Source organism: Herbaspirillum sp. Sphag64, from assembly GCF_014192645.1.
GTDB lineage: Bacteria > Pseudomonadota > Gammaproteobacteria > Burkholderiales > Burkholderiaceae_D > Herbaspirillum.
The window spans coordinates 129,864-155,033 of sequence record NZ_JACHYE010000009.1 but is presented as its reverse complement, the minus strand read 5'-3'; the positions used below and the strand labels follow the sequence as shown (position 1 = coordinate 155,033).

At 56.6% G+C, this 25,170-nt stretch carries 25 protein-coding genes; 7 read left to right on the top strand and 18 right to left on the bottom strand.

What is annotated here, in order from left to right; genetic code table 11:
- The first annotated feature begins 15 nt into the window (after positions 1-15).
- Positions 16-1,272 carry an amidase gene (locus FHW66_RS15135; protein ID WP_183380643.1) on the top strand — a complete coding sequence of 419 codons (1,257 nt, stop codon included), beginning with the start codon at positions 16-18 and terminating at the stop codon, positions 1,270-1,272.
- 27 nt (positions 1,273-1,299) lie between these two features.
- Positions 1,300-1,971 carry a GntR family transcriptional regulator gene (locus FHW66_RS15130; protein ID WP_183380642.1) on the top strand — a complete coding sequence of 224 codons (672 nt, stop codon included), beginning with the start codon at positions 1,300-1,302 and terminating at the stop codon, positions 1,969-1,971.
- A gap of 13 nt (positions 1,972-1,984) precedes the next feature.
- Here the strand turns inward: FHW66_RS15130 and FHW66_RS15125 are convergent, their stop codons facing one another.
- Together FHW66_RS15125 and FHW66_RS15120 are read right to left on the bottom strand one after the other, a co-directional pair.
- Entirely contained in the window at positions 1,985-3,115 is a 1,131-nt protein-coding gene (locus tag FHW66_RS15125) for an MFS transporter (RefSeq protein WP_183380641.1), read from the bottom strand.
- 30 nt (positions 3,116-3,145) lie between these two features.
- Positions 3,146-3,484 (bottom strand): hypothetical protein, encoded by a 339-nt coding sequence (locus FHW66_RS15120; RefSeq protein ID WP_255458995.1) that lies wholly within the window; start codon positions 3,482-3,484, stop codon positions 3,146-3,148.
- Positions 3,485-3,792: 308 nt separating this feature from the next.
- Here FHW66_RS15120 and FHW66_RS15115 point away from each other — a divergent pair, with 308 nt between their 5' ends.
- Positions 3,793-4,953 (top strand): NAD(P)/FAD-dependent oxidoreductase, encoded by a 1,161-nt coding sequence (locus tag FHW66_RS15115; protein WP_183380640.1) that lies wholly within the window; start codon positions 3,793-3,795, stop codon positions 4,951-4,953.
- Positions 4,954-4,956: 3 nt separating this feature from the next.
- On the opposite strand, the gene FHW66_RS15110 is transcribed toward FHW66_RS15115, so the two are convergent.
- The 5 genes from FHW66_RS15110 to FHW66_RS15090 all read right to left on the bottom strand — a co-directional run bounded on the left by FHW66_RS15110 (position 4,957) and on the right by FHW66_RS15090 (position 11,341).
- Complete coding sequence (locus FHW66_RS15110; RefSeq protein WP_183380639.1) at positions 4,957-6,681, bottom strand: ABC transporter ATP-binding protein; 1,725 nt, start codon at positions 6,679-6,681, stop codon at positions 4,957-4,959.
- Positions 6,678-7,583 carry an ABC transporter permease gene (locus FHW66_RS15105; RefSeq protein ID WP_183380638.1) on the bottom strand — a complete coding sequence of 302 codons (906 nt, stop codon included), beginning with the start codon at positions 7,581-7,583 and terminating at the stop codon, positions 6,678-6,680. Before FHW66_RS15105 ends, FHW66_RS15110 begins: the two co-directional genes overlap by 4 nt.
- Complete coding sequence (locus FHW66_RS15100) at positions 7,580-8,497, bottom strand: ABC transporter permease (protein WP_183380637.1); 918 nt, start codon at positions 8,495-8,497, stop codon at positions 7,580-7,582. Before FHW66_RS15100 ends, FHW66_RS15105 begins: the two co-directional genes overlap by 4 nt.
- Positions 8,498-8,538: 41 nt before the next feature.
- Entirely contained in the window at positions 8,539-10,197 is a 1,659-nt protein-coding gene (locus FHW66_RS15095; protein ID WP_183380636.1) for an ABC transporter substrate-binding protein, read from the bottom strand.
- A 250-nt stretch (positions 10,198-10,447) separates the two neighbouring features.
- Positions 10,448-11,341 (bottom strand): LysR family transcriptional regulator, encoded by an 894-nt coding sequence (locus FHW66_RS15090; protein WP_183380635.1) that lies wholly within the window; start codon positions 11,339-11,341, stop codon positions 10,448-10,450.
- On the opposite strand from FHW66_RS15090, the gene FHW66_RS20985 reads away from it, so the two are divergent.
- Complete coding sequence (locus FHW66_RS20985) at positions 11,247-11,648, top strand: 4-oxalocrotonate tautomerase (protein WP_370543476.1); 402 nt, start codon at positions 11,247-11,249, stop codon at positions 11,646-11,648. The genes FHW66_RS15090 and FHW66_RS20985 overlap by 95 nt on opposite strands.
- A 141-nt stretch (positions 11,649-11,789) precedes the next feature.
- On the opposite strand, the gene FHW66_RS15080 is transcribed toward FHW66_RS20985, so the two are convergent.
- Together FHW66_RS15080 and FHW66_RS15075 are read right to left on the bottom strand one after the other, a co-directional pair.
- Positions 11,790-12,200 carry a hypothetical protein gene (locus FHW66_RS15080; RefSeq protein WP_183380633.1) on the bottom strand — a complete coding sequence of 137 codons (411 nt, stop codon included), beginning with the start codon at positions 12,198-12,200 and terminating at the stop codon, positions 11,790-11,792.
- 117 nt (positions 12,201-12,317) lie between these two features.
- The gene (locus tag FHW66_RS15075; RefSeq protein WP_183380632.1) at positions 12,318-12,674 is read right to left on the bottom strand and encodes a hypothetical protein; all 357 of its coding nucleotides are present in this window, start codon (positions 12,672-12,674) and stop codon (positions 12,318-12,320) included.
- Positions 12,675-13,166: 492 nt separating this feature from the next.
- Here FHW66_RS15075 and FHW66_RS15070 point away from each other — a divergent pair, with 492 nt between their 5' ends.
- The 3 genes from FHW66_RS15070 (at position 13,167) to FHW66_RS15060 (ending at position 17,390) form a co-directional block, all read left to right on the top strand.
- On the top strand, positions 13,167-13,895 hold the full coding sequence (locus FHW66_RS15070) for an NYN domain-containing protein (RefSeq protein WP_183380631.1): 729 nt from the start codon (positions 13,167-13,169) through the stop codon (positions 13,893-13,895).
- Between the two features lie 69 nt (positions 13,896-13,964).
- Positions 13,965-16,775, top strand: coding sequence for a valine--tRNA ligase (locus tag FHW66_RS15065; protein WP_183380630.1), 2,811 nt, complete (start codon positions 13,965-13,967; stop codon positions 16,773-16,775).
- Between the two features lie 162 nt (positions 16,776-16,937).
- Complete coding sequence (locus FHW66_RS15060; RefSeq protein ID WP_183380629.1) at positions 16,938-17,390, top strand: DUF2147 domain-containing protein; 453 nt, start codon at positions 16,938-16,940, stop codon at positions 17,388-17,390.
- 39 nt (positions 17,391-17,429) lie between these two features.
- On the opposite strand, the gene FHW66_RS15055 is transcribed toward FHW66_RS15060, so the two are convergent.
- From FHW66_RS15055 to FHW66_RS15015, 9 genes are all read right to left on the bottom strand, one after another.
- Positions 17,430-17,885 (bottom strand): YaiI/YqxD family protein, encoded by a 456-nt coding sequence (locus FHW66_RS15055; protein WP_183380628.1) that lies wholly within the window; start codon positions 17,883-17,885, stop codon positions 17,430-17,432.
- A 10-nt stretch (positions 17,886-17,895) separates the two neighbouring features.
- Positions 17,896-18,738 carry a 2-keto-4-pentenoate hydratase gene (locus tag FHW66_RS15050; RefSeq protein WP_183380627.1) on the bottom strand — a complete coding sequence of 281 codons (843 nt, stop codon included), beginning with the start codon at positions 18,736-18,738 and terminating at the stop codon, positions 17,896-17,898.
- Between the two features lie 151 nt (positions 18,739-18,889).
- A complete protein-coding gene (gene ruvB, locus FHW66_RS15045) occupies positions 18,890-19,954 on the bottom strand; it encodes a Holliday junction branch migration DNA helicase RuvB (protein WP_183380626.1) in 1,065 nt (354 codons plus the stop codon).
- A gap of 12 nt (positions 19,955-19,966) precedes the next feature.
- Positions 19,967-20,545, bottom strand: a complete 579-nt coding sequence (gene ruvA, locus FHW66_RS15040) for a Holliday junction branch migration protein RuvA (protein WP_183380667.1) — start codon at positions 20,543-20,545, stop codon at positions 19,967-19,969.
- Between the two features lie 104 nt (positions 20,546-20,649).
- Complete coding sequence (gene ruvC, locus FHW66_RS15035; RefSeq protein WP_183380625.1) at positions 20,650-21,192, bottom strand: crossover junction endodeoxyribonuclease RuvC; 543 nt, start codon at positions 21,190-21,192, stop codon at positions 20,650-20,652.
- Positions 21,193-21,303: 111 nt separating this feature from the next.
- Positions 21,304-22,875, bottom strand: coding sequence for a bifunctional phosphoribosylaminoimidazolecarboxamide formyltransferase/IMP cyclohydrolase (gene purH, locus FHW66_RS15030; RefSeq protein ID WP_183380666.1), 1,572 nt, complete (start codon positions 22,873-22,875; stop codon positions 21,304-21,306).
- Positions 22,876-22,947: 72 nt separating this feature from the next.
- Entirely contained in the window at positions 22,948-23,181 is a 234-nt protein-coding gene (locus FHW66_RS15025) for a Fis family transcriptional regulator (protein ID WP_183380624.1), read from the bottom strand.
- 66 nt (positions 23,182-23,247) lie between these two features.
- On the bottom strand, positions 23,248-24,264 hold the full coding sequence (gene dusB / locus FHW66_RS15020) for a tRNA dihydrouridine synthase DusB (RefSeq protein ID WP_183380623.1): 1,017 nt from the start codon (positions 24,262-24,264) through the stop codon (positions 23,248-23,250).
- Between the two features lie 219 nt (positions 24,265-24,483).
- Entirely contained in the window at positions 24,484-25,128 is a 645-nt protein-coding gene (locus FHW66_RS15015) for a histidine phosphatase family protein (RefSeq protein ID WP_183380622.1), read from the bottom strand.
- Positions 25,129-25,170 lie beyond the last annotated feature (42 nt).

Genomic DNA, 25,170 nt, shown 5'->3' with positions numbered 1-25,170 from the left:
CGTAAAGAGCAGATCATGCGTACACCCAGCACACCAGCCATCACCCTTGATCAGGCCATCGCCCATGCCGCGCGCATTGACGGTGCATTGCATGCGTTCAACTATCGCCCTACCACCTATAAGGCAACGGTTCACTCTGGTGGTGCGCTGGCTGGGGTACCAATTGCGGTCAAGGATCTGATCGATACTGCCGACATGCCAACCACCTACGGCTCCAAGGTGTTTGAGGGGCATCAACCAGCGCAGGATGCGTGGATCGTCAGCAAGCTGCGGGCTGCGGGTGCGATCATCTTTGGAAAAACGGTCACCACCGAATTTGCCTGGCGTGATCCCGGTGCGACGGTCAACCCATGGAACCCGGCGCATAGTCCGGGGGGGTCTTCCAGCGGTTCTGCGGCGGCGGTTGGTGCTGGCATTGTGAATATTGGGCTCGGCACCCAAACCGTCGGCTCAATCATCCGTCCGGCCTCGTATTGTGGTGCAGTCGGATACAAGCCGACCTTTGGTCTGATTCCAACGAATGGCGTACACCAACTGGCCGCTAGTCTGGATCATCTCGGCTTTATCACTTCCAGTGTTTATTGGGCTGCGGTCTGCCATGCCATCGTGGTGCAAGGGACTGATGTCGATGCCGCACGTTTTAACCTGCAAGGTCTGCGCCCACGCAAGGTCGGGGTTTATCGCTCCTCGCAATGGGCGCAGGTCGATACCGCGGTACAGCAAAATTTTGACGCCGTGCTGGCGCGGCTTGCTGCGTTTGGGGTCGCGTGTGTCGAGGTCGACTTTGAGAGCGATATCCGTGATCTGAATGCCTTGACCAGTGACATCCTGGCCTATGAAGCACATGCCGCGATCGCCCCTGATATCGCTGGCAAGGAGGCATTGGCTGGCGACTACACACGCGAGTTGATGGCGCGCGGTGCCGCCATTGATGCCACCCGCTATGCCGCGTTGCTGACAGAACTGGCGCAACTGCGTGCGCGACGTGATGCCTTGTTCACTGAGGTTGATGTCATTCTCAGCATTACCTCTCCAACGACGGCGCTGAAAGGATTGCAAAAAACCGGCGACGCCTCCTTCTGCGCGCCGGCAACCTTGCTGGGCTTGCCAGCAGTGACGGTACCCTCGGGCTTCTCCAATGACTTGCTCCCTTTTGGCGTGCAACTGATCGGTGCCGGAAACAAGGATTGGGACACGCTGTTGACAGCCCAGTGGCTCAGTACGATACTGCCAGCGCTCAGTGCACCGAGCCTGCTGCCACCCGTCAATTGATCCACTGTCATCCCGCGTAGACCATCTATGCCAAAAGTATTCAAGACCATCGAGCAACACGTTCTCAACCAGTTGCGCAACGACATCCTGTCCGGCCACTATCGGCCCGGCGACAAGCTGCGTCAGGATGAAGTCGCGAAGCGCTTCGAGGTCAGTACAACACCGGTGCGGGAGGCGTTTCGCGGTTTGCGTTCGGAAGGACTGGTCTCGATTGATGCCAACAAGGGCGTGGTGGTCAAAGGGCTGACGGTGGATGATGTGGCTGAAATCTACGAACTACGGATTGCGCTAGAGCCGCTGCTGGCCAAAAAAGCCGTGCGATCCATCACGCCGGAGTCATTGAAAAAGGCGCAGGACATTCATGCGCTGATGTGCGCGACGACGGATCCGCATCAATGGTCGGCGTTGAACCGGGAGTTTCATCTACGGCTAATGCTCAGTGAAGAGTCCTCACGCCTGTATGACATGGTCAAAAATCTGTTGGTGATTGCTGAGCCGTATGTCTCACTATCCATTTTCATCCATCCGCAAATCCAGCAGGCTGACAATGACGAACACGCGATGATTCTGGAAGGCTTCGAGAAAAAGGATGGTCGGCTGGTGCAAAAAATCGTGAAACAACACCTCGCGCAAACGCTTGCTGCGATTCAGGATTCGGTCAAGGAAAATGATTTGCAGGCACTGGGTGAGATCGCCTGAAATCGCCGGTAATTCATTGGCGATAGGCCAGCAGCAGAACCATCAGGCACAACGATAACGCCATCATCAACAGGGCAACGACGGTGCCCGAGCCAGGGATCAGCGCCGCGAATGCCACTGCGAGACCGCATACCACTGGCTGCACAAATCCGAACAAGGCCGATGCCCTGACGCGGTCAACCTCAACGGTATTGATCGCATCGGCAGCGCAAGGAATCACAATGAAACCGCACGCTGTCTGCATCACAATCATGCCCGAAACCGCGTAGTGCCAGCCAAACTGCGTGCCTGCGACGGTGCAGCACAATCCGGTGCAAAGCAGGAGCAAGCCGAGATTGATCAAACTCCGGCTGGAACGAGACGTTGCGAGGTAACCACTGATCAGCAAGCCGGCAGCGACCGCGGCGCTGCTGCAAGACAGAACCAGTCCCGTCATCAGCGGACTTAGTGCGAGTTCAGTCGAAAGAATAAAGGGAAGCCGCGCACTCACCGGACTGAAGCCGATCTCGAATGCCGCTGCGATCAAGGTCGGCATCAAAAATGTCCGCGTTGACGCAATCTTGATCCATCCTGATGTCACTGCATTGGCTTGCGCCGCAGGCCATTGCCGGGGCATCAATTGCATCCAGCCGCCCACCAGCAACACCGGCAACACCAGCGCGGCGAGCGCCCAACGCCAACCGAATGCGGCGGTAATCGCTGCGACTACGACGGGCATTGCCATCTGCTTGATTTCTACCGCACCGGTGATCCATGCCAGCAACCGTTTGAAGCCGGCCTCCGAACTGGCTGTGCGTAACGCGACCCGTGTGGCATTCGCACCAACGCCATTACAGGCAAACAACGTGAGGAACATGCTGGAAAACACCATCGCATCCTCGGCCAGACACATCACCAGGCCGACACCACTCATGCTGAGGCTGGACAGTGCAATGGCGCGATACACACCAAGCACCGCGATGATCGAGGCCGATGCCAGTTGTGACAAAGCGAAGACGAGATAACAGGCTCCCAGAAGCGATTGAAACTGCTGAACCGAGATTGCGTTACCGTCAGCCATATACGGCAACAATGGTGCCAATGCGTCGAAAAAAAGCGCGACGACAACAAAGCGCACCATTGCCACCCAGGGTTTATTTTCCACTGAAGGAACTGACCAGTTTATGTGCGTAAATTATGCGGCCAGACTCACCAGCGCATGACGCCCTTCACTACGGGCCTGACTGGCCTCCATCCATTCGTGAATCACGCCGCGATGTTGCGGATACTTATTGGCAAGATAGTCGGCACTGGCGTGCCAGTTTCCCTCGCCCAGCCATCCCTGAACCTGTGCAATGTCCTGGTGTGGAATCGGCAACTCCATGTGCAGCTCCAGTGCCGTATATTTTTCAGGGGTTGCGTAGTCACACAGTATGCTTAGGTTTCTCAATTTAACGCCCATCATGATCTCCTTATCCGAAAAAATACCGGCAACCGATGCCGGTAGCCACCCCTGCAAAACGAGGGGTGACAAGACCACCTTAGGACATGAATTTCCAATAAGCAATATTTTTAATGAAAGAATGACAACCATCTTGGTATGCGAATGTCCGTCACGCTTTGATCACCATCTGGCGCTCTGGGCTTATGGCATACTACGCATCCGTACTACGCGAAAAACGGTTTCTGCATGTTGTTGGCAACGAGCCCAATCCATCAGATAACCGCGTACACGTCTACCAACACACCAGTGAGGTCGGCCAGCGTTTCCCCCGACATCTGTCGGATTTTATTGTGACTGTCGTGCCCCGGCGCGACTTGTCGCTCTGATAGGAACGCATCATGACCTTCACGCTACCTTCCGCAGCAACTGCAACTACCACACCGCACATTGCCATCATCGGTGCCGGCCTCGGCGGCCTGACACTCGCCCGTGTTCTGCATCTGCATGACATCCCGGCCATCATCTACGAAGCTGAGGCATCACCCGACAGCCGTACGCAAGGTGGATTGCTGGATATCCATGAAACCAACGGACAGCGTGGGCTGAAAGCTGCTGGTTTGTACACGCAATTTCTTGGGCTGGTCTTGCCAAGTGAAGATGCCAAACGCGTCGTAGACCAGCACGGCAATATCTTGCTCGATAAGCCCAGTCTTGGCAGCCGTGCCCGACCCGAGGTAGATCGTGGCGCACTACGCCAGCTACTCATTAGTTCTTTACCGGCTGAGACGGTGAAATGGGGCCATAAACTCACCCAGATCACGTCACTTGGCAACGGCCAGCATCAATTGACGTTTGCTGATGGCAGCGCTGTGACGACCGATCTTCTGATTGGTGCTGACGGAGCCTGGTCAAAAGTGCGGCCGCTGGTCTCCGCTGCACAGCCACATTACGTCGGTACCACCTTTATTGAAACCAGTATTACCGACGGCGACAACCGATATCCCGCCACTGCGAGCGCCATCGGCACGGGCACGCTGATGGCGGTAGCACCCGGCAAGGCCATCTTGGCGCACCGCTATGGCAATGGTGACTTGCGATCCTACATCGCCGTGAACAAGCCAGCGACATGGATCAACGCAATTGATTTCAGCGATCCTGCAACAGGGCTGGATCGCATTGCAGCTGAATTTACCGACTGGGCACCGCAACTGAAGCCATTGATTACCGAGGGAGATATAGCACCAGTGATCAGACTGATCCATGCACTGCCAAACAATCACCGGTGGCAGCGTGTGCCGGGCGTTACCTTGCTGGGCGACGCTGCGCATCTGATGTCGCCATTTGCAGGAGAAGGTGCCAATCTTGCCATTCTCGATGGCGCCGAACTGGGACAAGCCATTGCTGCAAACCTCACAAGCATAGAGACTGGACTGGCTGACTATGAGCGCGCCTTATTCCCCCGCAGTGAAGCAGCAGCGGTGCAGACCTTCAACAATCATCAGCGTTTTTTTGATTCGGATGCACCGGGGAGCGTGGTGGCGCTTTTTTCTGGACGCTAGCACTCACGCGGCTGCGGCATGATTCTCCCACTGCGGCTGCGACGCTGACACCAGCGCTTGTGTATAGGGATGTACGGGGCGCGCAAACACCTGTGCAGCATCGCCCTGCTCAATCAATCGCCCGTCCTTGAATACCAGTACGCGGTCGCTGATGTGCTGGACCACGTCCAGATCATGTGAGATGAACAGCAATGACGTTCCGAGTTTTGCCTGCAACTCAGCTAGTAAATCGAGCACCTGCGCCTGTACATAGACGTCCAGCGCCGATACCGGCTCGTCGCAGACGATCAGCGCTGGTTGAGGCGCCAGCGCACGCGCAATCGCAATACGCTGACGTTGACCGCCCGATAGTTGCAGTGGGCGTCGTTCCAGGAATGCGGCCGACAAACCCACCTGCTCCAGTAACTCCACCGAACGCGCCAGCGTTTGCGATGGCGACATGGCTTGAGACAGCAGGCTCTCTTCCAGCAAACGGCGCACGGTATAGCGTGGGTCGAAGGAGCTTAATGGATCTTGCGGAATGGTTTGCAGCCGCGTACGCAAAGTACGACGGGCAGATTCATCGATCTCTTTACCGTTCCAGCGGCTGCCAAGCAATTGCACCTCGCCTGCATCCGGTGCCAGCAAGCCCAATACAATCCTGGCGCACGTACTCTTGCCTGAACCTGACTCACCAACGATGCCCAGCACCTCTCCTGCGGCAATACTGAATGAGACATCTTCGAGCGCAGTCAATCTGCCATTGGCACCCTTGCTGCGGTAGTGCTTAGCGATACCGCTCACCTCCAGCACGCTACGGCTGCGGTCCACCTGTCTGGCGGGCAATGGCTCGCGCTCGATATGCGCTGCGGTTGATGCACTGGCACTGACAAAGCGGGCTGAGCTCAGATGATGGCCGCGTGAGCTGGCCGATGGTCGTGCTGCGAGTAATTGCCGGGTGTAGGGATGGCGTGGGTTATGCAAGACTTCATCATGCGTACCAGCATCGACCACCGCACCGTCATGCATGACCAGCACCCGATCTGCAATACCTGCCACTACCGACAGATCATGGCTGACCAGCAGTACCGCCGCGCCTTGCTGCAAGCGCTCACGCAAAACCGCCAGCACCTGGGCCTGCACGGTGACATCGAGTGCCGTGGTGGGTTCGTCGGCAATGATCAAAGCAGGCTGACCGGCGACGGCGGCAGCAATTAATGCGCGTTGACGCAAGCCGCCCGATAGTTCGTGGGCATGCTGCCGGGCACGTTGCGCCGGGTCGGGAATCCCGACATCCGTCATCACTTGCTGAACCCGGGCTTCAATCTCACGGCGGCTGCGCAACAGGCGATGATGAGCGATCACTTCACCGATCTCGGCACCGATGGTGCGCAAGGGGTCCAGCGACACTAACGCATCCTGCATCACCAGCCCGGCAAAGGTACCGCGCAATGCGCGCCAGTCACGTTCGCCGAATTCCAGTGCATCACGACCATCGATCACAAAGCGTGTCGCGCTGACCTGCGCTCCCGGACCTGCCAGACCAAGCAGACTGCGTGCAGTGAGGCTCTTGCCGGAACCCGATTCACCGACCAGCGCCACGCATTCACCAGCGCGCAGGCGCAGGTCTATACCACGTACCAAAGGCGCACCGCCATTGGCATGCGGGAAGGCAATCTGCAAACCAGCAATATCGACCAGCGGAGCCTTTGATTCTTTTGGTGCTTTGATATCGGTAACGATAGTCATCGTGGACGCCCTTCAAAATGTCGTTGCAGATACTTGCCCAGCACGGTGAAGGCAATCACCGTCAAGGTAATCGCCAGTCCCGGAAAGACACTGGGCCACCAGGCCACACGCAACACATCGCGTCCCTCAGCCAGCATCACGCCCCACTCCGGCGTGGGCGGCTGCGGCCCCAGACCGAGAAAACTCAGTCCGGCCACTGCAATGATTGCGGTGCCAATGTCGATGGTGGCAATCACCGGTACGGCGCTGAGCACGTTGGGCAACAAGTGATGGAAAAACACCTGCGCCCGGCTCGCACCAAAGGTCACGGCATGGGTGACGTAGTCGGCGCGGCGAATCTGCAAGGTGCGGCTGCGAACCACCCGACCGAATTTAGGGATACCGGCAATACCAACACCAATGGCAATGTTGACGATACCCTGCCCCAAAAAAGTGACCACAAACAAGGACAGCAAGATCGATGGAAACGCCGACAACACATCAAACACCCGTGCTATCGGCTCATCTACCCAGCGCTTGCCGACGCCTGCAGCGATACCCGCCACCAGACCAACGACCAGACTGACCAACACGCTGGCTAGCCCGATGAGCAAGGAATAACGGGCACCGTACAGTACCCGCGACAATACATCACGACCAATGCGGTCGGTGCCGAACAGGTGCTGCAGGCTCGGTGGCTGCAAGGTCTGACTGACATCGCTGACCAGTGGATCAAACCGGGTCAGCCAGTGCGGCACAATCAACGCCAGTGCCAGCAAGGCCAGAAAGCCCACTGCAATCATGACCTCAAGCGGCCAGCGCCGATACCAGCGCGGTCCCTGAAGACTGACAGTGGCATGGGTATCGCGTCCGAGAATAGGCTCGGCGGCGGGTTCTGTTGGCAAGGGAAAGGAAGTGCTCATGCGGTGCTCAATCTTGGATCGATAAACAGATACGCCACATCCAGCAGCGTCGAGATGACCACGTGGATAAAGGCCGCCAGCAATACCACTGCAAGCACCACCGGCAAGTCCTGCGACGTGACGGCATTGAGAGTGACGCTGCCGATACCAGGGCGACCAAACATTTTTTCGGTAATCACGGCGCCACCCAGCAGGCTGCCGATCAGCCATCCACCGAGCGTAATGACCGGCAGCAAGGCATGACGCAACACGTGACGCAGCCGCAACGCTAGCTCACCAAGCCCACGTGCACGGATGGTGGTGACAAACGGTTGCTCCAGCGCTTGCTCCAGCGCTTCACGCATCACCTGTGACAACACGCCGGCGGTCGGCAGAGCCAAGGTCACCGCCGGCAAGACCAGCGACTTCCAGCCAATTGCACCAGAGACCGGAAACCAGCGCCACTGGAACGAGAATGCAATCAGCAGCAACATGCCCAGCCAGAATACCGGCGTCGAGGTCAATGTCAGCTCCACCGTGGAGGCCACACGGCGACTGACGGCACCACGACCGGCGGTCAGCGTGGCTACCGTCACTGCCAGCAGCGCCGCCAGCAAACCGGCAGCCAGTGCCAGTTGCACGGTCGGCCAGATCTGGCTTGCCAGAATCTGTGTGACGGCTTGCTGCATCACATACGAGGTGCCCAGATCACCATGTGCCAGGCGCAACAGATAGTGTGTGTATTGCCAGCCCAATGATTGATTCAGACCCCATTGCGCGCTGATGGCTTCACGCAGACCGGGATAGGTCAGATCCCCCGCCAGCACATCTTCGATACGACCCGGCAAGGCATGGATCGCAACGAAAGTGGCACTGGCAGCCAGCCACAGCACCAGTGCACTGGTGAGCAGCCGTAGCAGGATTTTCTTGTGCATGGTTACTCCCAATCTGAATGTGGCGCATGCATGTCAATGCCTCACTTGGACGCCGGTGTGGTCCACAGATCGTAGGAGCTGGCTGGCGAATCCAGTTGCGGCTCAAAGCCGACACCGTGCACCGTGCTCTTGGCAGCGACGTGATACGCCGGAGCAAACAACGGCACGATATATGCCTGATCCACCGCATATTGCTGAATCTTGGCCAGCAGCTCACGCCGTTGCGGACCAACTGGCAACAAGCGCGCCTGATTGATATCGCCGGTAATCACCGGATCGGATTTGGCAATCGCGTTATAGAGAAAGCCCTTGTCGCCCAGCATGTCCCACAGCTCCATCGCGACATCGGAAGGATTATCGGTATTGGGATAAATGGTCCAGTTACCTGTCGCCTTCTGATTGGCAAAGTCGCCTGCGGTGGTGATCTGCAGGTGCAAGTCAAGACCGATGTTTTGCCGCAGCGCCGACTGAATTGCGCGGATCAGCACGTCGCGGCTGTCACGCACATACGGCTGCGGATAGCCGACTTCAATACTCAGGCGTTTGCCATCGCGGGTACGGAAGCCGTCAGCATCGCGTTGCGTCCAGCCGGCCTCGTCGAGTAACTTGTTGGCCTGCTCCACCTTATTGCCCCAGCTACCGTTGAGCGCGGCTGCATGGTCGGCATTGTCCGGCCCGATATTGGACCAGGCACGCCGCACCGTGCCGAGATACACACTCTTGACGATGGCATCCAGATCAAAACCATCACGCAAAGCCCGGCGCACACGCACGTCATCGGCCGGCGCGGTGGTGTAGTTGATATTGAGAGAGAAGGAGGTTGTGGCAGAAGGCCCGGTCAGATACTGGAAGCCATCGACCTTATCGAACACCCCAATATCGGTCGGCTGTACACCTTCAATCAAATCAACCTGCCCCGAGCTGAGTGCACCGGTGCGTACCGAGGCTTCCGGCAAAAAGCGATAGACCACCTGATCCAGATACGCTGGTCCCTGATGCTGTGCAAATGCCGGTCCCCAGTGGTAATCAGGATTCTTGGCGAAGGTCACCGACTGACCGCGCTGATAGCTGGCAAAGGTGAAAGGCCCGGTACCAACCAATGCAGGACCACCGGCGCAGAGGTCTTTATTCTCGGCCAATGTCTTCGGCGAGAGGAACCCCAGCTTGACGCTGGACAGCGACTCCAGCGTGGTGGAATCAGGTTGCTTGAGGACGATCTTCAGTTCACTCGGCGAGAGTACCTCGATATGGTCATACGGCACCAACAGCGAAGCCGACGCCGAGGTGGTTCCCTTGTTGTTGATGATGTAATCAAAATTGGCTTTGACCGCATCGGCATTGAACGGTGTGCCATCGGTGAATTTAACGTCATCACGCAGTATGAAGTTGTAGGTCTTGCCATCCTCAGAGACCGTCCACGATTTGGCCAGCCAAGGGACAAAGCTGCCGTCAGCGAGCTTGGCAACCAATGAATCGACAAAATTGCGGATCAGGAAAAACGAATTCTGTTGCGACGAGCTATGGGGATCAAAGCAGGTCGGCTCGGTGCCGACACCCCAGGTCAGGGTGCCGCCAGCGATCGGTTGTGTCGCCGTTTGCTGACTGGTACTGGCAGATTCCTTGTTGCACGCACTGAGCGCAAACAGCGAAGCGACGGCGACTACCGCAGTCGCCAGAGTGGGAGAAAATCGTGGCGTCATTAACTGCAATTCCTATCGGGAGGGTGAGCGGTGCACTGTAGCGTGAGGCAGTAACAGCGCACACAGCGAGGTCTGTATGAGCGGATGCTAAGACGGAGAAACACAGAAAGCAAATGACATATCAGCATGTCGATATGTATTCGCTGACCGGGCGAAATGCCTTATGGGATAAGGCTTTCAGGCGGCATCGACTTGTCTGTTTTAGCAGAAATCCTACAACGCGATCAGTCGCGGTGATGCCACCGGTAGTTTATGCGTTGAGCCCGAAGTGCTGCATCAGCAGGTCAATCACTGTGCGCAATTTGGCTGTTGGTCGACTGTCCTGTGCATAAATCAGATGCATTGGCGTTGGCTTGTAAGACCATGCCGGCAACACCGGCACCAGACGGCCTGCGGCAAAGTCATCCAGCAGCAGCATCTCAGGATGCAGCACGATACCGGCACCATGCATCGCGGCATTACGCAAGGTACTACCTTGATTGGCACTGAATCGCCCGGCCACAGGCACCTCACACTGCTGTCCATCCGGCCCGACCAGATGCCAGCAGTCGTGATGACGCCAGTATGAGAGGCCCAGACAACTATGTTGCGTCAACTGCTCGGGATGTTCGGGCTGCCCATGCTCGGCAATATAAGCGGGCGAAGCCGCCATGATTCTGCGGTAGGGACGCAAAGGCCGCGCGACCAATCCAACTGCATCAATAGTGCCAATGTGCAGCCCCAGCTCGTAGCCTTCCTTGATCAGATCAGGCACGCGATTATCCAGCGTCAGATCGACATTCACATCGGGATAACGGGCCAGATAATTGGTCAATACCGGCACCAGACTATGGCTGCCAAACGTCACCGGTGCCACGATGCGGACCAGACCGCGCGGGCGCGCCTGTAATTCAGAGGCGCTTGCGTCGGCCAGCTCAACATCCGCCAGAACCCGTTTACAGCGCTCGTAATAGAGCGTACCGACTTCCGTCAGTTGCTGCCGACGCGTGGTGCGATGAAGCAGCCGCGCACCCATCGATTGCTCAATCGTGCGCACATATTTGGCAACCATGGCGGGAGAAATACCGCTGGCATTGGCAGCGGCGGTGAAATTACCACTCTCCACCACGCGCACAAACATCGACATGGCAACTAGCTTATCCACGATTAAGAACCTGAAGGTAGGAAATGCTTCAAATTATTGCATATTTATTAGCAGTCAGAAGTACGCGACACTGCAGCCCTTGAGACGTCAACCCGACGGCTCCCTGACCAAGGAAAAACCTATGCCAATCATCCATGTTGAAATGTTTGCAGGCCGCACACTGGAGCAAAAACGCGCGTTCGTGAGCGAAGTCACCCGAGTAGCGTCTGAAACGCTGGCCTGCCCGCCCGAGAGCGTCGATGTGTTGTTCACTGAATTTGCACGCGAGAACTGGGCCAAAGCAGGCAAACTGGTCGCCGACAAGTAATGTTGGATTTAAACGCTGTCTTTATTGCTGCCCACAAGTGATGCGCTTGTGGGCAACACAGCTTGGCTTTCACTGCCAGACTGGGCTCAAGGATAGAGCCTTGGTGAGGCGTTTATTTTGGGCTGCGTCAGCAGCATCAATTTAACGATGGATCAATGTTGCAGCGGTGGGAGCGTAAGATTGCCCATCAACAGGTTGCCGGGTGATATGCCACATTAAGCTCTTCCCATCAAAGTTGAGCGATGCTTTTCCATTATCGCCACCAAAGAATGAAGAAAAATCAACGACTGCAATCGTTCCCGTTTCATCCAGCATGCCGTGGATATTGGGATTTTTATCGGCATCGCAGTCTATTTTATTTCCACTCTGGGTGACTGCACAGTATTGCCCGATCAAGTTGCGACCATGCTGCTCCAAATGGATCGAGAATGTCTGCGACTCCGGTGCGTTTAGCCATTCCCAATCGCCAGATAGCGGCACGACCACTGGCGATGCGATGGCGATAGCCGTTATCCAAAAAAGCAGTGTAATGAGCACTTTCACCATCTTCATGATTATTCCATTTGATCGGCCAAACATCGACACCGACATGGTGGATAAGCCCTGCCGGCGTACCCAAATTTCAGTCAGCCCAGATGGGCCACATCACTTTGATGGGCGAAGCAAGCTTCATACAGCGGCATCAACTTCCTGATGCAACTCCACCTGCCGCCGGGCCTCATCGCGCAGCAAACCGGCTGAAGCAATTGCCAGCCGCATCAATTGATCGGCCTGCAAAATACCGACTGCCGGAGGTGCTGACATATCAGCATCCTCATTACCGGCGCGTTCCAGATCGCTGGCGTACACAATTTGCAGACAGGTGTGGATACCGGCTGAGACATCGAGTGTGGTTTCCAGCAACTGACCGTAGAGCGTGCCTTGCAACTCGCTGTTGATCCAGTGGAAATCCTGATGGGTGGGAGATTCTTGCTGCGGGTGGGTGGTACTGTCGTGACTAGCGGAACTACGGTCTTGGTCGATCATGAAGCCTCCGTTGCGTACGTTGAAAAGTACTCACCAGCTCCTCGCCAGAGAGCGAGGGTGGCGGGCACAAGACAAGGTTGACAGACCGGCTTACTGTCCATTTCCGGCATACCCGAAGGTATCCCCGCCAAGGCCCGCCGTAGAGACGAGCAAAGACAGGACGAAAAAAACGCGTCATGAAGACGCGGCCTTTCGCCGGACAATAAGAACAGGCTGTCAAACCCGGTCCCCTCTTTCTCAGGGACGGGGTCAGAATACCGTTCGCTAAAACTGCGGTCAATCGAATCTTGCCGAATTGCTATTTTTTAGCAGCGTGACAAGAACCAAATTCGAACATACCTGCTCCAATCGCCAGTTCAGCCTGACGACAACTTGATGCAACCTATGCTAGACTTCATTCATCCCGCCCTTGGCAGTACGCCATCCACCTATCCAGGATGAGCCGAACCCCTGGGCGTTTTTCGTTTCGAGGCCAGAAACGAAGGGAACAACATGTCAACCGCGGTCCTTATTGATGGTGCCTACTTCGTCAAACGATTCAGGCACATCGAACCTCACAATGCCTATGATGCACAACGTGCAGCCGAACTGGCATTCCGTTGTGCCTTATCCCATCTCGCACAAGGCCCCTCCAAAGCGGAAAATAGCCGCAGCGGAGAGCCAAAGAAGAAACACGATCTGTATCGCATTTTCTTCTATGACTGCCCACCGCTTGAGAAAAAATTACATAATCCGATTTCAAAAAAGAGCATCGATTTTGCGCAATCTCAAGAGGCAGTGTTTCGCCAGAGTTTGCATAATTTGCTGAAGGTAAAACGCAAGGTAGCACTCAGACTCGGTCATCTCGCCAGCGATACACCTTGGACAATCAAGCCAAGAGTGATTGAAGAATTACTCAAGGGTAAACGACAATTTGACCAACTGACCGAGGCCGATGTGGTTCCCAATGCAAGACAAAAAGGCGTAGACATGCGCATCGGGATTGACATCTCTTCACTTGCCTTCAAGAAACAGGTTGACCAGATCGTTCTGGTGGCGGGGGACGCCGATTTTGTGCCTGCGGCCAAACTGGCCCGCCGTGAAGGCATTGACTTCATTCTCGACCCGATGTGGCAAGCCATTCCTGCCGGGCTCAATGAGCATATTGACGGCTTACGCTCGACTTGCCCTCGGCCAGGACTCAAAAAGGTCACCAATTCCACGGAACCACCGGCTCAGTAAAGCCTTGCGCATTGGTTTTGCCCGCTCCTCCCTTATAATGGACGGTTTCGCAAAAACACACGTCAAATCATGGAATTAGCCAAGTCTTTCGAGCCTGCCGAGATTGAACAATTCTGGCGCACCGAGTGGGAAAAGCGCGGATATTTCGCTGCGACCACTGCCCCGGAAAAACCATCGTTCAGCATTCAGCTGCCGCCGCCGAACGTGACCGGCACGCTGCATATGGGCCATGCCTTTAATCAGACCATCATGGATGGCCTGACCCGTTACCACCGTATGCGCGGCTTCAATACCGCCTGGATCCCCGGTACCGACCACGCCGGTATCGCAACGCAGATCGTGGTGGAGCGTCAGCTGGATGCGCAAAAGATTTCGCGCCATGATCTGGGACGTGAGAAGTTCATCGAGAAGGTCTGGGAGTGGAAAGAGAAGTCCGGCTCGACCATCACCGGTCAGATGCGCCGGATGGGTGCCTCGACCGATTGGGATCGTGAATATTTCACGATGGACCCGAAGATGTCGAAGGCGGTCACCGAAGTCTTCGTGCGCCTGTTTGAGCAAGGTTTGATCTATCGCGGCAAGCGTCTGGTGAACTGGGACCCGGTACTCGGTACGGCGGTTTCGGATCTGGAAGTGGTGTCGGAAGAGGAAGATGGCTCGATGTGGCATATCCGTTATCCGCTGGCCGATGGCAGCGGCCATATCGTGGTGGCAACGACCCGTCCTGAAACCCTGCTGGGCGACGTCGCCGTGGCAGTTGATCCGACCGATGAACGCTATGCCCATCTGGTGGGAAAGCTGCTGAAGCTGCCGCTGACTGAGCGTGAAATCCCGATCATCAAGGATGAATACGTCGACAAGGAATTCGGCACCGGCTGCGTGAAGATCACACCGGCGCATGACTTCAACGACTATGCCGTGGGTGCACGCCACAACCTGGAAAAGATCAGCATCTTTACGCTGGACGCCAAGGTCAATGAAAACGGCCCGGCAAAGTATCAGGGTCTGGACCGCTTTGAAGCACGTAAGCAGATCGTCGCTGATCTGGATGCATTGGGCCTGCTGGAACTGGTCAAGCCGCACAAGCTGATGGTGCCGCGTGGCGACCGTACCGGTGTGGTGATCGAGCCAATGCTGACCGATCAATGGTTTGTTGCCATGAGCAAACCAGCACCGGAAGGCACTTACTTCCCCGGCAAGTCGATTGCTGAAGTGGCGCTGGAGAAGGTGGCTAACGGCGAGATCAAGCTGATCCCCGAAAACTGGAACAACACCTATAACCAGTGGCTCAACAATATTCAGGACTGGTGTATTTCGCGTCAATTGTGGTGGGGTCATCAAATCCCGGCCTGGTATGACGACGACGGCAAGGTCTACGTTGCACGCAGCGAGGAAGAAGCACGCGCGCAAGCCGGTGGCAAGACGGTAACCCGTGACAACGATGTGCTGGACACCTGGTTCTCGTCGGCGCTGGTGCCGTTCTCGACCCTGGGCTGGCCGGAAGAAACACCGGACTACAAGCTGTTCCTGCCATCGTCAGTCCTGGTGACCGGCTTTGACATCATCTTCTTCTGGGTGGCGCGCATGGTCATGATGACCACGCATTTCACCGGTCAGGTACCGTTCAAAACCGTCTATGTGCATGGTCTGGTGCGCGATGCGAGTGGACAGAAGATGTCCAAGTCCAAGGGTAATACGCTGGACCCGATTGATCTGATCGATGGTATCGACGTCGATGCGCTGGTCGCCAAACGTACCGTCGGCCTGATGAATCCGAAGCAGGCCGCCAGCATTGAAAAGGCCACCCGTAAGGAATTTGCCGATGGCATTGCGGCCTTTGGTACCGATGCGCTGCGCTTTACCTTTGCCTCGCTGGCAACGCTGGGTCGCAATATCAACTTCGATCTGGGTCGCTGCGAGGGGTATCGCAATTTCTGCAACAAGCTGTGGAATGCAACCCGCTTCGTGCTGATGAATACCGAAGGCCACGATTGCGGCTTTGACGGTCACGTCAAGGGCGAGTGCAACAAGGAGAAGCTGCAGTTTTCGCAGGCGGATCGCTGGATCGTGTCGCTGTTGCAGCGCACCGAGGCAGAGGTCGAAAAGGGCTTTGCTGACTATCGCTTCGACAACATTGCTTCGGCCATCTACAAGTTCGTCTGGGATGAGTATTGCGACTGGTATCTGGAAATGGCCAAGGCGCAAATCCAGAACGGTAATCCGGCACAGCAAGCTGCCACCCGCCGCACCCTCTTGCGGGTGCTGGAGTCGGTATTGCGTCTGGCCCATCCGGTGCTACCGTTCATCACCGAGGCGTTGTGGCAAAGCGTGGCGCCATTGACCGACAAGAAGCTGGATCCGGCCGGTGATTCGATCATGCGTCAACCTTACCCGTTGCCACAGCTGGACAAGATCGACGATGACGCGGAAGCGTGGATGACCGAGTTGAAGACGCTGACCGATGCCTGCCGTAATCTGCGTGGCGAGATGCAGTTGTCTCCTGCGCTGCGCGTACCGCTGATCGTGGAAGCGGCCAATGCTGAACAAGTGGCTTCGTTCCTGCCTTATCTGCAAACGCTGGTAAAACTGAGCGACACCCAGATCGTTGCGCAGTTGCCGGAATCTCCTGCACCGGTGGCGATTGTGGGCGAGTTCAAGCTGATGCTGAAGGTGGAGATTGACGTCGCTGCCGAGCGCGTGCGGATGACCAAGGAAATTGACCGCATCAGTGGCGAGATCATCAAGGCCAACAGCAAGCTGTCCAACGAGAGTTTTGTAGCGCGTGCGCCAGAAGCCGTGGTGGCGCAGGAGAAGGAGCGCCTGGCCAACTTCACCGCGACCCTGGCAAAACTACAAGAGCAGTTGGCGAAACTGAAATAAACGCTAGCATCAACCACAATCAAGGCCGCCGTGGCATAGTCATGGCGGCCTTTTTTTATTAGTATCTCGCTGTAATTTGTTGCCTGTCTCAATAAGCTTGTCTACACTGGCTAACATAAATTAGAACAAACGTGCTTTTTATTAACCGTAATTGGAGACTTCATGAAACTTCGCAACACCCTGAGTGCTGGCCTGCTCGCCTTGAGTGCGTTGACTGCTGCTTCTGCCTGGGCGGATGGTTCGCCAGTGGGACTCTGGAAGAACATTAACGATGAGACGGGCAAGACGGAAGCATTGATTCGTATCACCGAAGCCGATGGCGTGTTGACCGGCAAGATCGAGAAGCTGTATCTAGAGCCGAGTGAAGATCAAAATCCGGTATGCACGGAATGCGAAGGCGAGCTTAAGGGCAAGCCGATTGTGGGAATGACGATTTTGAGCGGGCTAAAGAAGGACGGTGATGCCTATACCGGCGGCCAGATTCTGGATCCGAGTAACGGCAAGCTTTACAAGAGCAAACTAACCGTGATTGAAGATGGCAAGAAGATCAACGTACGGGGTTATATCGGCGTACCGATGCTGGGTCGCAGCCAGATTTGGGTACGCGATCAGTAATTTCTATCCGCGGTTATCCGTAACATGCCCAAGCCGTTGTCACGGCTTGGGCTGATGTTGCAGGACGTAGCGCTCCAGCTGCCGTGCAAATGCGCGGCCATCACTCTGGCTGAAGGCGGCCGGACCTCCTGTTTCTACTCCCCCACTACGCAGCTCTTCCATGAAATTGCGCATTGTCAGATGCTGCGCAATATTGTCGGCGGTGTACATTTCGCCGCGCGGATTGAGCACCGCTGCGCCTTTGGCAATCGCTTCTGCGGCCAGGGGAATATCGGCACTGATAACGAGATCACCGGCCTGCAGGCGCAGGACGATTTCTTTGTCGGCGACATCGAAGCCGGAAGGAACCACGACCGATTTGATATAGCGTGAAGGCGGCACCCGCACCGGGCGATTTGCCACCAGCGTGACGACAATCTGGGTGCGTTCGGCGAGCCGGTAGAGCATGTCTTTGATAACAGCTGGACAGGCATCACCATCTACCCAGATCTGCATGGAGTTCAACTCAGACAAAGGAGACCGTCAGCCCGGGCAGTGCAATGCCGGAAAAGGCCGTTACCCAGGTTTGACCGGCTTCGATCGGGTAGGCATCGGTCCAGGTACCGGTTGTAATGATTTCACCGGCACTCAAGGGTGCAAAGTCGCCTTGTGTTTTCAACAACTGATGCAAATGCCATAGTGCATGCAGGGGGCTGTCTGCCTCGTTGTTGAAGAAGCCAGCGCCGCGCAGGCTGCTGCCGGTATCGGTATTGCACGACAGCGACACACTGGAGCCGGCAAGAATGGTTGCCAGGTTGTGGCGCGTGGCCGACGACAAGACGTGTGGCTCACCAATGATCAAGGTGCCATGCAAACCGAAGGCGGCAATCACATCGGCCACGGTGAATTCCCAGTTGGCGAAGGGACAGGTAACAATCTCAAAGCCGTGTGCCATCCACTCGATACAGTCGGCCAGCTCTGCCAGACCGGCATCGGGATGCGGTGCTTTGCCCAGTTTGAAGACGATCTCCGGTTCGATTCTGGGCTGCGATGCACCGACCAGACTCTGGGTGCCGTGATTGTCTTCGGCATAGCGCACGGTGCTGTCGAAGATGGGCGCCCAGATCGGTACGCGTGCATCGTCAATCACACCATATTTGTCCCAGGTCTTGTGGACACCAAAGCCGATCTTGCGCCCGATTGGTTGCTCTCCCTGTGCAATGCGAATGTCGGCGATGCTGCGTGCAATGTCGTAGGCGTCATTGATGGCGAGCGGCTCGGTGGCAGACAACAGGGGAATCAACTGGGTGTTAGCACGGGCATCGAGCAGCTGATGCGCGTAGCGACTGGCTTGGCTCGTCATAAGCATGGGAGGCTCGCACAGAAAGATAGTGAATAGCTATCCATTGTCGATGACGATTAATTTTTGCACAAGCACAAAACAGAAATATGACGGAAACGTAATCTGTTTATTTCGAGGAAACTCATCGTTAAATTGCGAGCTTTTTAACGACTTATGGTTAGGCACCACCCCACAAGTCGCCCACGGCATTCGGATGCGCATGGGGTGCCATAACGCCAAAATGCGTGTAAGCCGCCGAAGTAGCAACCCGGCCGCGCGGGGTGCGCTGGAGGTAGCCTTGTTGGATCAGATAGGGTTCCAAGACGTCTTCGATGGTGTCGCGCTCTTCGCCGATGGCGGCGGCAAGATTGTCGAGTCCGACCGGACCACCGTTAAATTTGAACAGGACTGCTTCGAGCAGCTTGCGGTCCATCAGGTCAAAACCGACCGGATCCACATCCAGCATGACCAATGCGGCATCGGCCATAGCCCGGGTGATTTCGCCATTGCCCTTGACCTCGGCGTAATCGCGCACACGACGCAGCAGGCGGTTGGCAATACGTGGTGTGCCACGGCTGCGCTTGGCGATTTCAAGCGCACCATCGGGGACAATGGGCGCATTCAGTAACCCGGCGCTGCGGGTGACGATGCGAGCCAGCTCGGGTGGCGAATAAAACTCCAGCCGGGCAACAATGCCAAAACGGTCGCGCAGCGGGTTGGTGAGCATACCGGCGCGGGTGGTGGCACCGACCAGCGTGAACGGTTGCAGATCGAGTCGTACCGAGCGGGCTGCCGGGCCTTCGCCGATCATGATGTCAATTTGATAATCCTCCAGCGCCGGGTAGAGGATTTCCTCGACCACGGGTGACAGGCGGTGAATCTCGTCGATGAAGAGAACGTCGTTGGCTTCCAGATTGGTCAACAGTGCGGCGAGATCGCCGGCGCGCTCCAGCACCGGGCCGGAAGTCTGGCGCAGGTTCACGCCCATCTCTCGGGCGATGATGTGGGCCATGGTGGTCTTGCCCAGTCCGGGTGGACCAAACAGCAGCGTGTGGTCCAGTGCTTCACGTCGTTGACGGGCAGCCGAAATGAAAATGCTGAGCTGATCGCGGACTTTTTCCTGGCCAACATATTCGTCGAGTTGCTTGGGGCGCAAGGCGCGCTCGATCGCTTCCTCATTGGCCGACGCCGGCGTGGCCGCGATGATGCGTTGTTCGGAGAAGTCGTCGGTCTGGATGCTCATGGTCTACCCTGCTTACGCCTTGGAAAGTGCTTTGAGTGCATGCTTGATGCCTTCAGATACCGTCGCATCAGCAGGCACCTGTTTGAGGGCAAGTGTCGCTTCCTTGTCGGAATAACCCAGCGCCAGCAAGGCATTGAGAATATCGGAAGTGGTATCGTGATGTACGGCTCCGCCGACCGCGCCGAGGTCAGCACCGAGCTTGCCCTTCAACTCAAGCAGCAGGCGCTCAGCAGTCTTTTTGCCGATACCGGGCACCTTGGTCAGCCGCCCAGCTTCCTGCAAAGTCACGGCCTGCGACAAATCGGGTACCGACATGCCTGACAGGATCGATAACGCCGTGCGCGCACCGACACCGGAAATCTTGATCAGCTCCTTGAAGGTATTGCGCTCCTCGGCGCTGCCGAAACCGAACAGCACGTGGGCATCTTCGCGAATGGCGAGGTGGGTCAGCAATACCACCTTCTCACCCAGACCGGGCAAGTTGTAAAAGGTGCTCATCGGCACAGCAACTTCATAGCCGACGCCATTGCAGTCGACCAGCAGTTGCGGGGGATTTTTTTCAAGCAGGATTCCGGACAGGCGACCGATCATGATGGCGGGCAATCAGCAGTGATTCAGAGGATTTCAGAATGATACAGTACTGTTTGGATAAACAGTATCGGTGTTTGCCAATTGTGATGCGTGATGCGCAATTTTTAGCCAATCAGACGGCCACCACGCATACGCAGCCCCTTTTTGGCCAGTGTCGGTGCCAGTGCACCCAGTGTGGACAAGGCCGCACCGCTGTGCGCATGGCAGATCGCGACACCCAGCGCATCAGCGGCATCGGTGCCGGGTAGGCCGGGCAAGGCCAGCAGCCGTTGTACCATGTCCTGCACCTGCTGCTTTTGTGCTTTGCCGTGTCCGGCAACCGATTGCTTGACCTGCAGCGCGGTGTATTCGGCAACTGTCAGATCGGCCTGCACCAGCGCGCAAATCGCCGCACCACGGGCTTGGCCGAGTAACAGGGTGGATTGGGGATTGACGTTGACGAAGACCTTTTCAATCGCCGCGCAATCGGGCTGATAGGTCTGAATGACTTCGGCCACGCTGGCCAGAATGACCTTGAGCCGCTGTGGCAATTCGGCATCCGGCGTCTTGATGGTGCCGGAGGCGATGTAGGTCAGTTTGCTGCCGTTCTGGTGGATCACACCAAAACCGGTGGTACGCAAGCCTGGATCGATGCCGAGAATTTTCATGACGAAAGTCTATCCGAATGTCGCCATTCGCGAAGCTTAGCTCAACCTGCTCAAGCTCGGTAGCGCAAAGTTGTCACAGTAGTGCAGCCTCGCGCTCCGAGATTGAGTAGGTTAATGACGGAAATGGCGGGTGCCTGTCAGCAGCATCACAACATCACGCTCGTTGGCTGCATCGATCACTTCCTGGTCACGCATCGAGCCGCCTGGATGAATCACGCAGGTGGCGCCAGCATCGACCACGACGTCCAGACCATCGCGGAACGGGAAGAAGGCATCCGACGCGACGGCCGAACCAGCCAGCGACAGGCCGGCATTCTGTGCCTTGATGGAGGCGATACGGGCGGAGTCGATACGGCTCATCTGGCCAGCGCCAACGCCGAGTGTCATGCCATTGCCGCAGAACACGATGGCGTTGGACTTGACGAACTTCGCGACACGCCAGGCAAACATCAGGTCTTGCAACTGTTGTGGGGTTGGCTGCTTCTTGCTGACGACCTTGATTTCTTCGACCAGTACGTTCTTGGCATCTGGCGACTGCACCAGCAAACCGCCGCCAACGCGTTTGAAGTCGTAGGCGTTGAGACCACCACCGAGCGGGATTTCCAGCAGACGGACGTTTTGCTTGGCAGCGAAGATGGCTTTGGCTTCGGCGCTGAAGGCTGGAGCGATCAGCACTTCGACGAATTGCTTGGCAACGGCTTCGGCGGCTGCGCCGTCGAGTTCACGATTGAAGGCAATGATGCCGCCAAAAGCCGAGGTCGGATCGGTTTGCAGCGCCTTGCTGTAGGACTCCAGCGGCGTCGCACCAACCGCCACGCCACAAGGGTTGGCATGCTTGATGATGACGCAGGCAGCGGTCGCGGTGGCATCAAAGGTCTTCACGCATTCCCACGCAGCATCGGCGTCGGCGATGTTGTTGAAGGACAGTTCCTTGCCTTGCAGCTGGGTGTAGTTGGCGAGTGCGCCGTCGATCTTCTTGACGTCACGGTAGAACGCTGCCGATTGATGCGGGTTTTCGCCGTAGCGCATGTCCTGTACTTTTTCGTAGTGCAGATTCAGGATTTCCGGATAGGCGCTGCGGGTGGTGTGTTGCTTGTCTTCACCGAGCGAGGTGAAGTAGTTGGTGATGGCGCCGTCGTATTGGGCGGTGTGGGCAAACACCTTCTTGGCCAGCGCAAAGCGTTTTTCATAAGGCAGGTCGCCGCTGGCTTGCAGATCAGCCAGCACGCCGCTGTAATCGACCGGGTCACAGATGACGATGACGTCCTTGTGATTTTTGGCCGAGGAACGCAGCATCGCAGGGCCACCGATGTCGATGTTTTCAATCGCATCTTCCAGTGCGCACTGTTCCTTGGCAACGGTTTGCTGGAACGGATACAGGTTGACCACCACCATGTCGATCACGGGAATGCCGTGTTGCTCCAGTGCGGCAACGTGCTCAGGAAAGTCACGACGCGCCAGAATGCCGCCGTGCACCTTCGGGTGCAGCGTCTTGACGCGCCCATCCAGCATTTCCGGGAAACCGGTGTAATCAGCCACTTCGGTGACTTTGACGCCATTGTCGGCCAGCAGTTTGGCAGTGCCGCCAGTGGACAGGATGTTGACACCGAGACCCGACAGGGCACGCGCAAAGTCGAGCACGCCGGTCTTGTCGGAAACGGAGATGAGGGCTTGTTTGATCATGATGGGATGGACGATAAATGAAAAACCGGGAGAAAATTCGATTGGCAGCGGCACTACTGCGCCGCACCAGGCTTACAGCAAACCGTGCTGCTGCAGCTTCTTGCGCAAGGTGTTGCGGTTGATACCGAGAATTTCTGCTGCTTGGGACTGATTGCCGTCGGCACGTGCCATCACCGCCTCGAAGATCGGTTTTTCGACCGTCAAGACGACCATGTCATAGACATTTGTTGGCAGTTGCTCGCCGAGATCCTTGAAATATTTGTCAAGGCTCTTCCTGACGACATCCTCGATACTTTCTTTACTCATTACGCGGTACTTCTATTCTTATTGAATGGATTGATATTTGACTCGCATCGCAAACGCCGGCGCCAATCAGGCTGCCATTGCCGCCTCGCAAAGTCCGTATTGTAACCGCTCGCCATAACTGGCCTGCGATTGGAAAAATTCACGCACGGCATTCCACTGCTGCTGGCAGTCTTCCAGCCGGTTCATCCGCTGCCGGAAATCCTCGCCACCTGGCAGATCGCGCACATACCAGCCGATATGTTTGCGCGCCGTACGCACCCCCAGATACTCACCATAAAACGCATAGTGTGCTTGTAGATGTTCCAGCATCAGCTCCTGCACCTCGGCCACCAGTGGTGGTGGCAAATGCGTGCCGGTGTTGAGGTAATGATCGATCTCGCGAAAGATCCAGGGCCGACCTTGTGCGGCTCGACCGATCATGACGGCATCTGCTCCGGTGACTTCCAGCACATGCTTGGCACGCTCTGGAGTCGTGATGTCGCCATTGGCCACCAGCGGAATCTTGACGGCGGCTTTCACCGCAGCGATGGTCTCGTATTCGGCTTCGCCGCTGTAACCATCAGCACGCGTGCGGCCATGCAGGGTGAGCATGGCGATGCCGCTTTGCTCAGCCAGCGCGGCAATACGGAGTGCATTTTTATTTTCGCGGTTCCAGCCAGTACGGAATTTCAAAGTGACGGGCACATCAACAGCTTTGACCACGGCCTCCAGAATGCTGGCCACCAGAGTTTCGTTTTGCAACAGGGCTGAACCGCACCAGCTGTTACAGACCTTCTTGACCGGGCAGCCCATGTTGATATCGATGATCTGTGCCCCGCGATCGACATTGTGACGCGCACAATCGGCCAGCATCGCAGGATCGGCACCGGCAATCTGGACTGCCTTGGGCTCCATCTCACCGTCGTGATTGGTTCGTCGCGAGGTCTTTTCGCTCTGCCACAAACGCGGATCGGAGGCTGCCATTTCTGACACGGCATAACCTGCGCCGAGCTGTTTGCACAGCTGACGGAAAGGGCGGTCCGTCACCCCGGCCATGGGGGCGACGAATACCTTGTTGCGCAGAAAATGAGGGCCAATATTCACGTTGGGCAGACGGTTAGAAAGACGGTCGCGATGGTAATGCGGGGGAAGGGCGCTATTTTAGCGCGATTGCGGGCCTCTCCCAACAAGAATTGGTCGTGCAGCGCACTTGCTGCCACACAATGTCATTCTGACAAGCAAGTGCGATAAAGGCTGGAGACGCTGAGATATCGGATTTGTGATGGCTCTGTCAGACGATGCTGACGCTGAAGCGGATCCAGTTCAGCGATCAACCTCATCAAGCGTTTCCGCACGCAGGTGCGCAATATCGCCCCATTGCTGAATGTGGGCATGACTGCCATCCCAGCGCAGACGATTAATGCTGGCATTGAAGATATCGAAGTCGCGTGCCTTGCCAAAACCGCTTTGCTGCGACCAGCGGTACAGGCATTCGAGCACGCCGCCATGGGTCACGATGACGATCTTGCGGTAATTATTTTGCTTTACCAGTTCCATCACGGCGGCCACTGCCCGTGCGGAAAACTCGCGCATGGTTTCCGCCACACGCTCGCCCGCCGGGTATCGGGCATCCGGCTCGCGCGCTTTCCAGGCGACATAGTCGGCCGGATAAGGCTGGGCGATCTCCTGATGACGCAGGCCTTCGAAGCCACCGTAGCAACGCTCGCGCAGGGCCGGCACGATCTGCACCGTCAGACCTTGTTGCTGGGCAACTGCCTGCGCCGTATCGCGGGCACGCTGTAAATCGCTGGCAAACACGGCATCCAAGGTTTCTTCAGCGAGCGCCGCCCCCAATGCGGCGGCCTGACGGCGGCCTTCCGCATTGAGTGCGATATCAATATGCCCTTGCAGACGCTTGTCGACATTCCAGTCGGTTTCGCCGTGTCGGATCAGCAGGATGTCAGTCATTAGATTACGTCGCGTTGTGGATCTGGAGAGTCTGGTAACGGC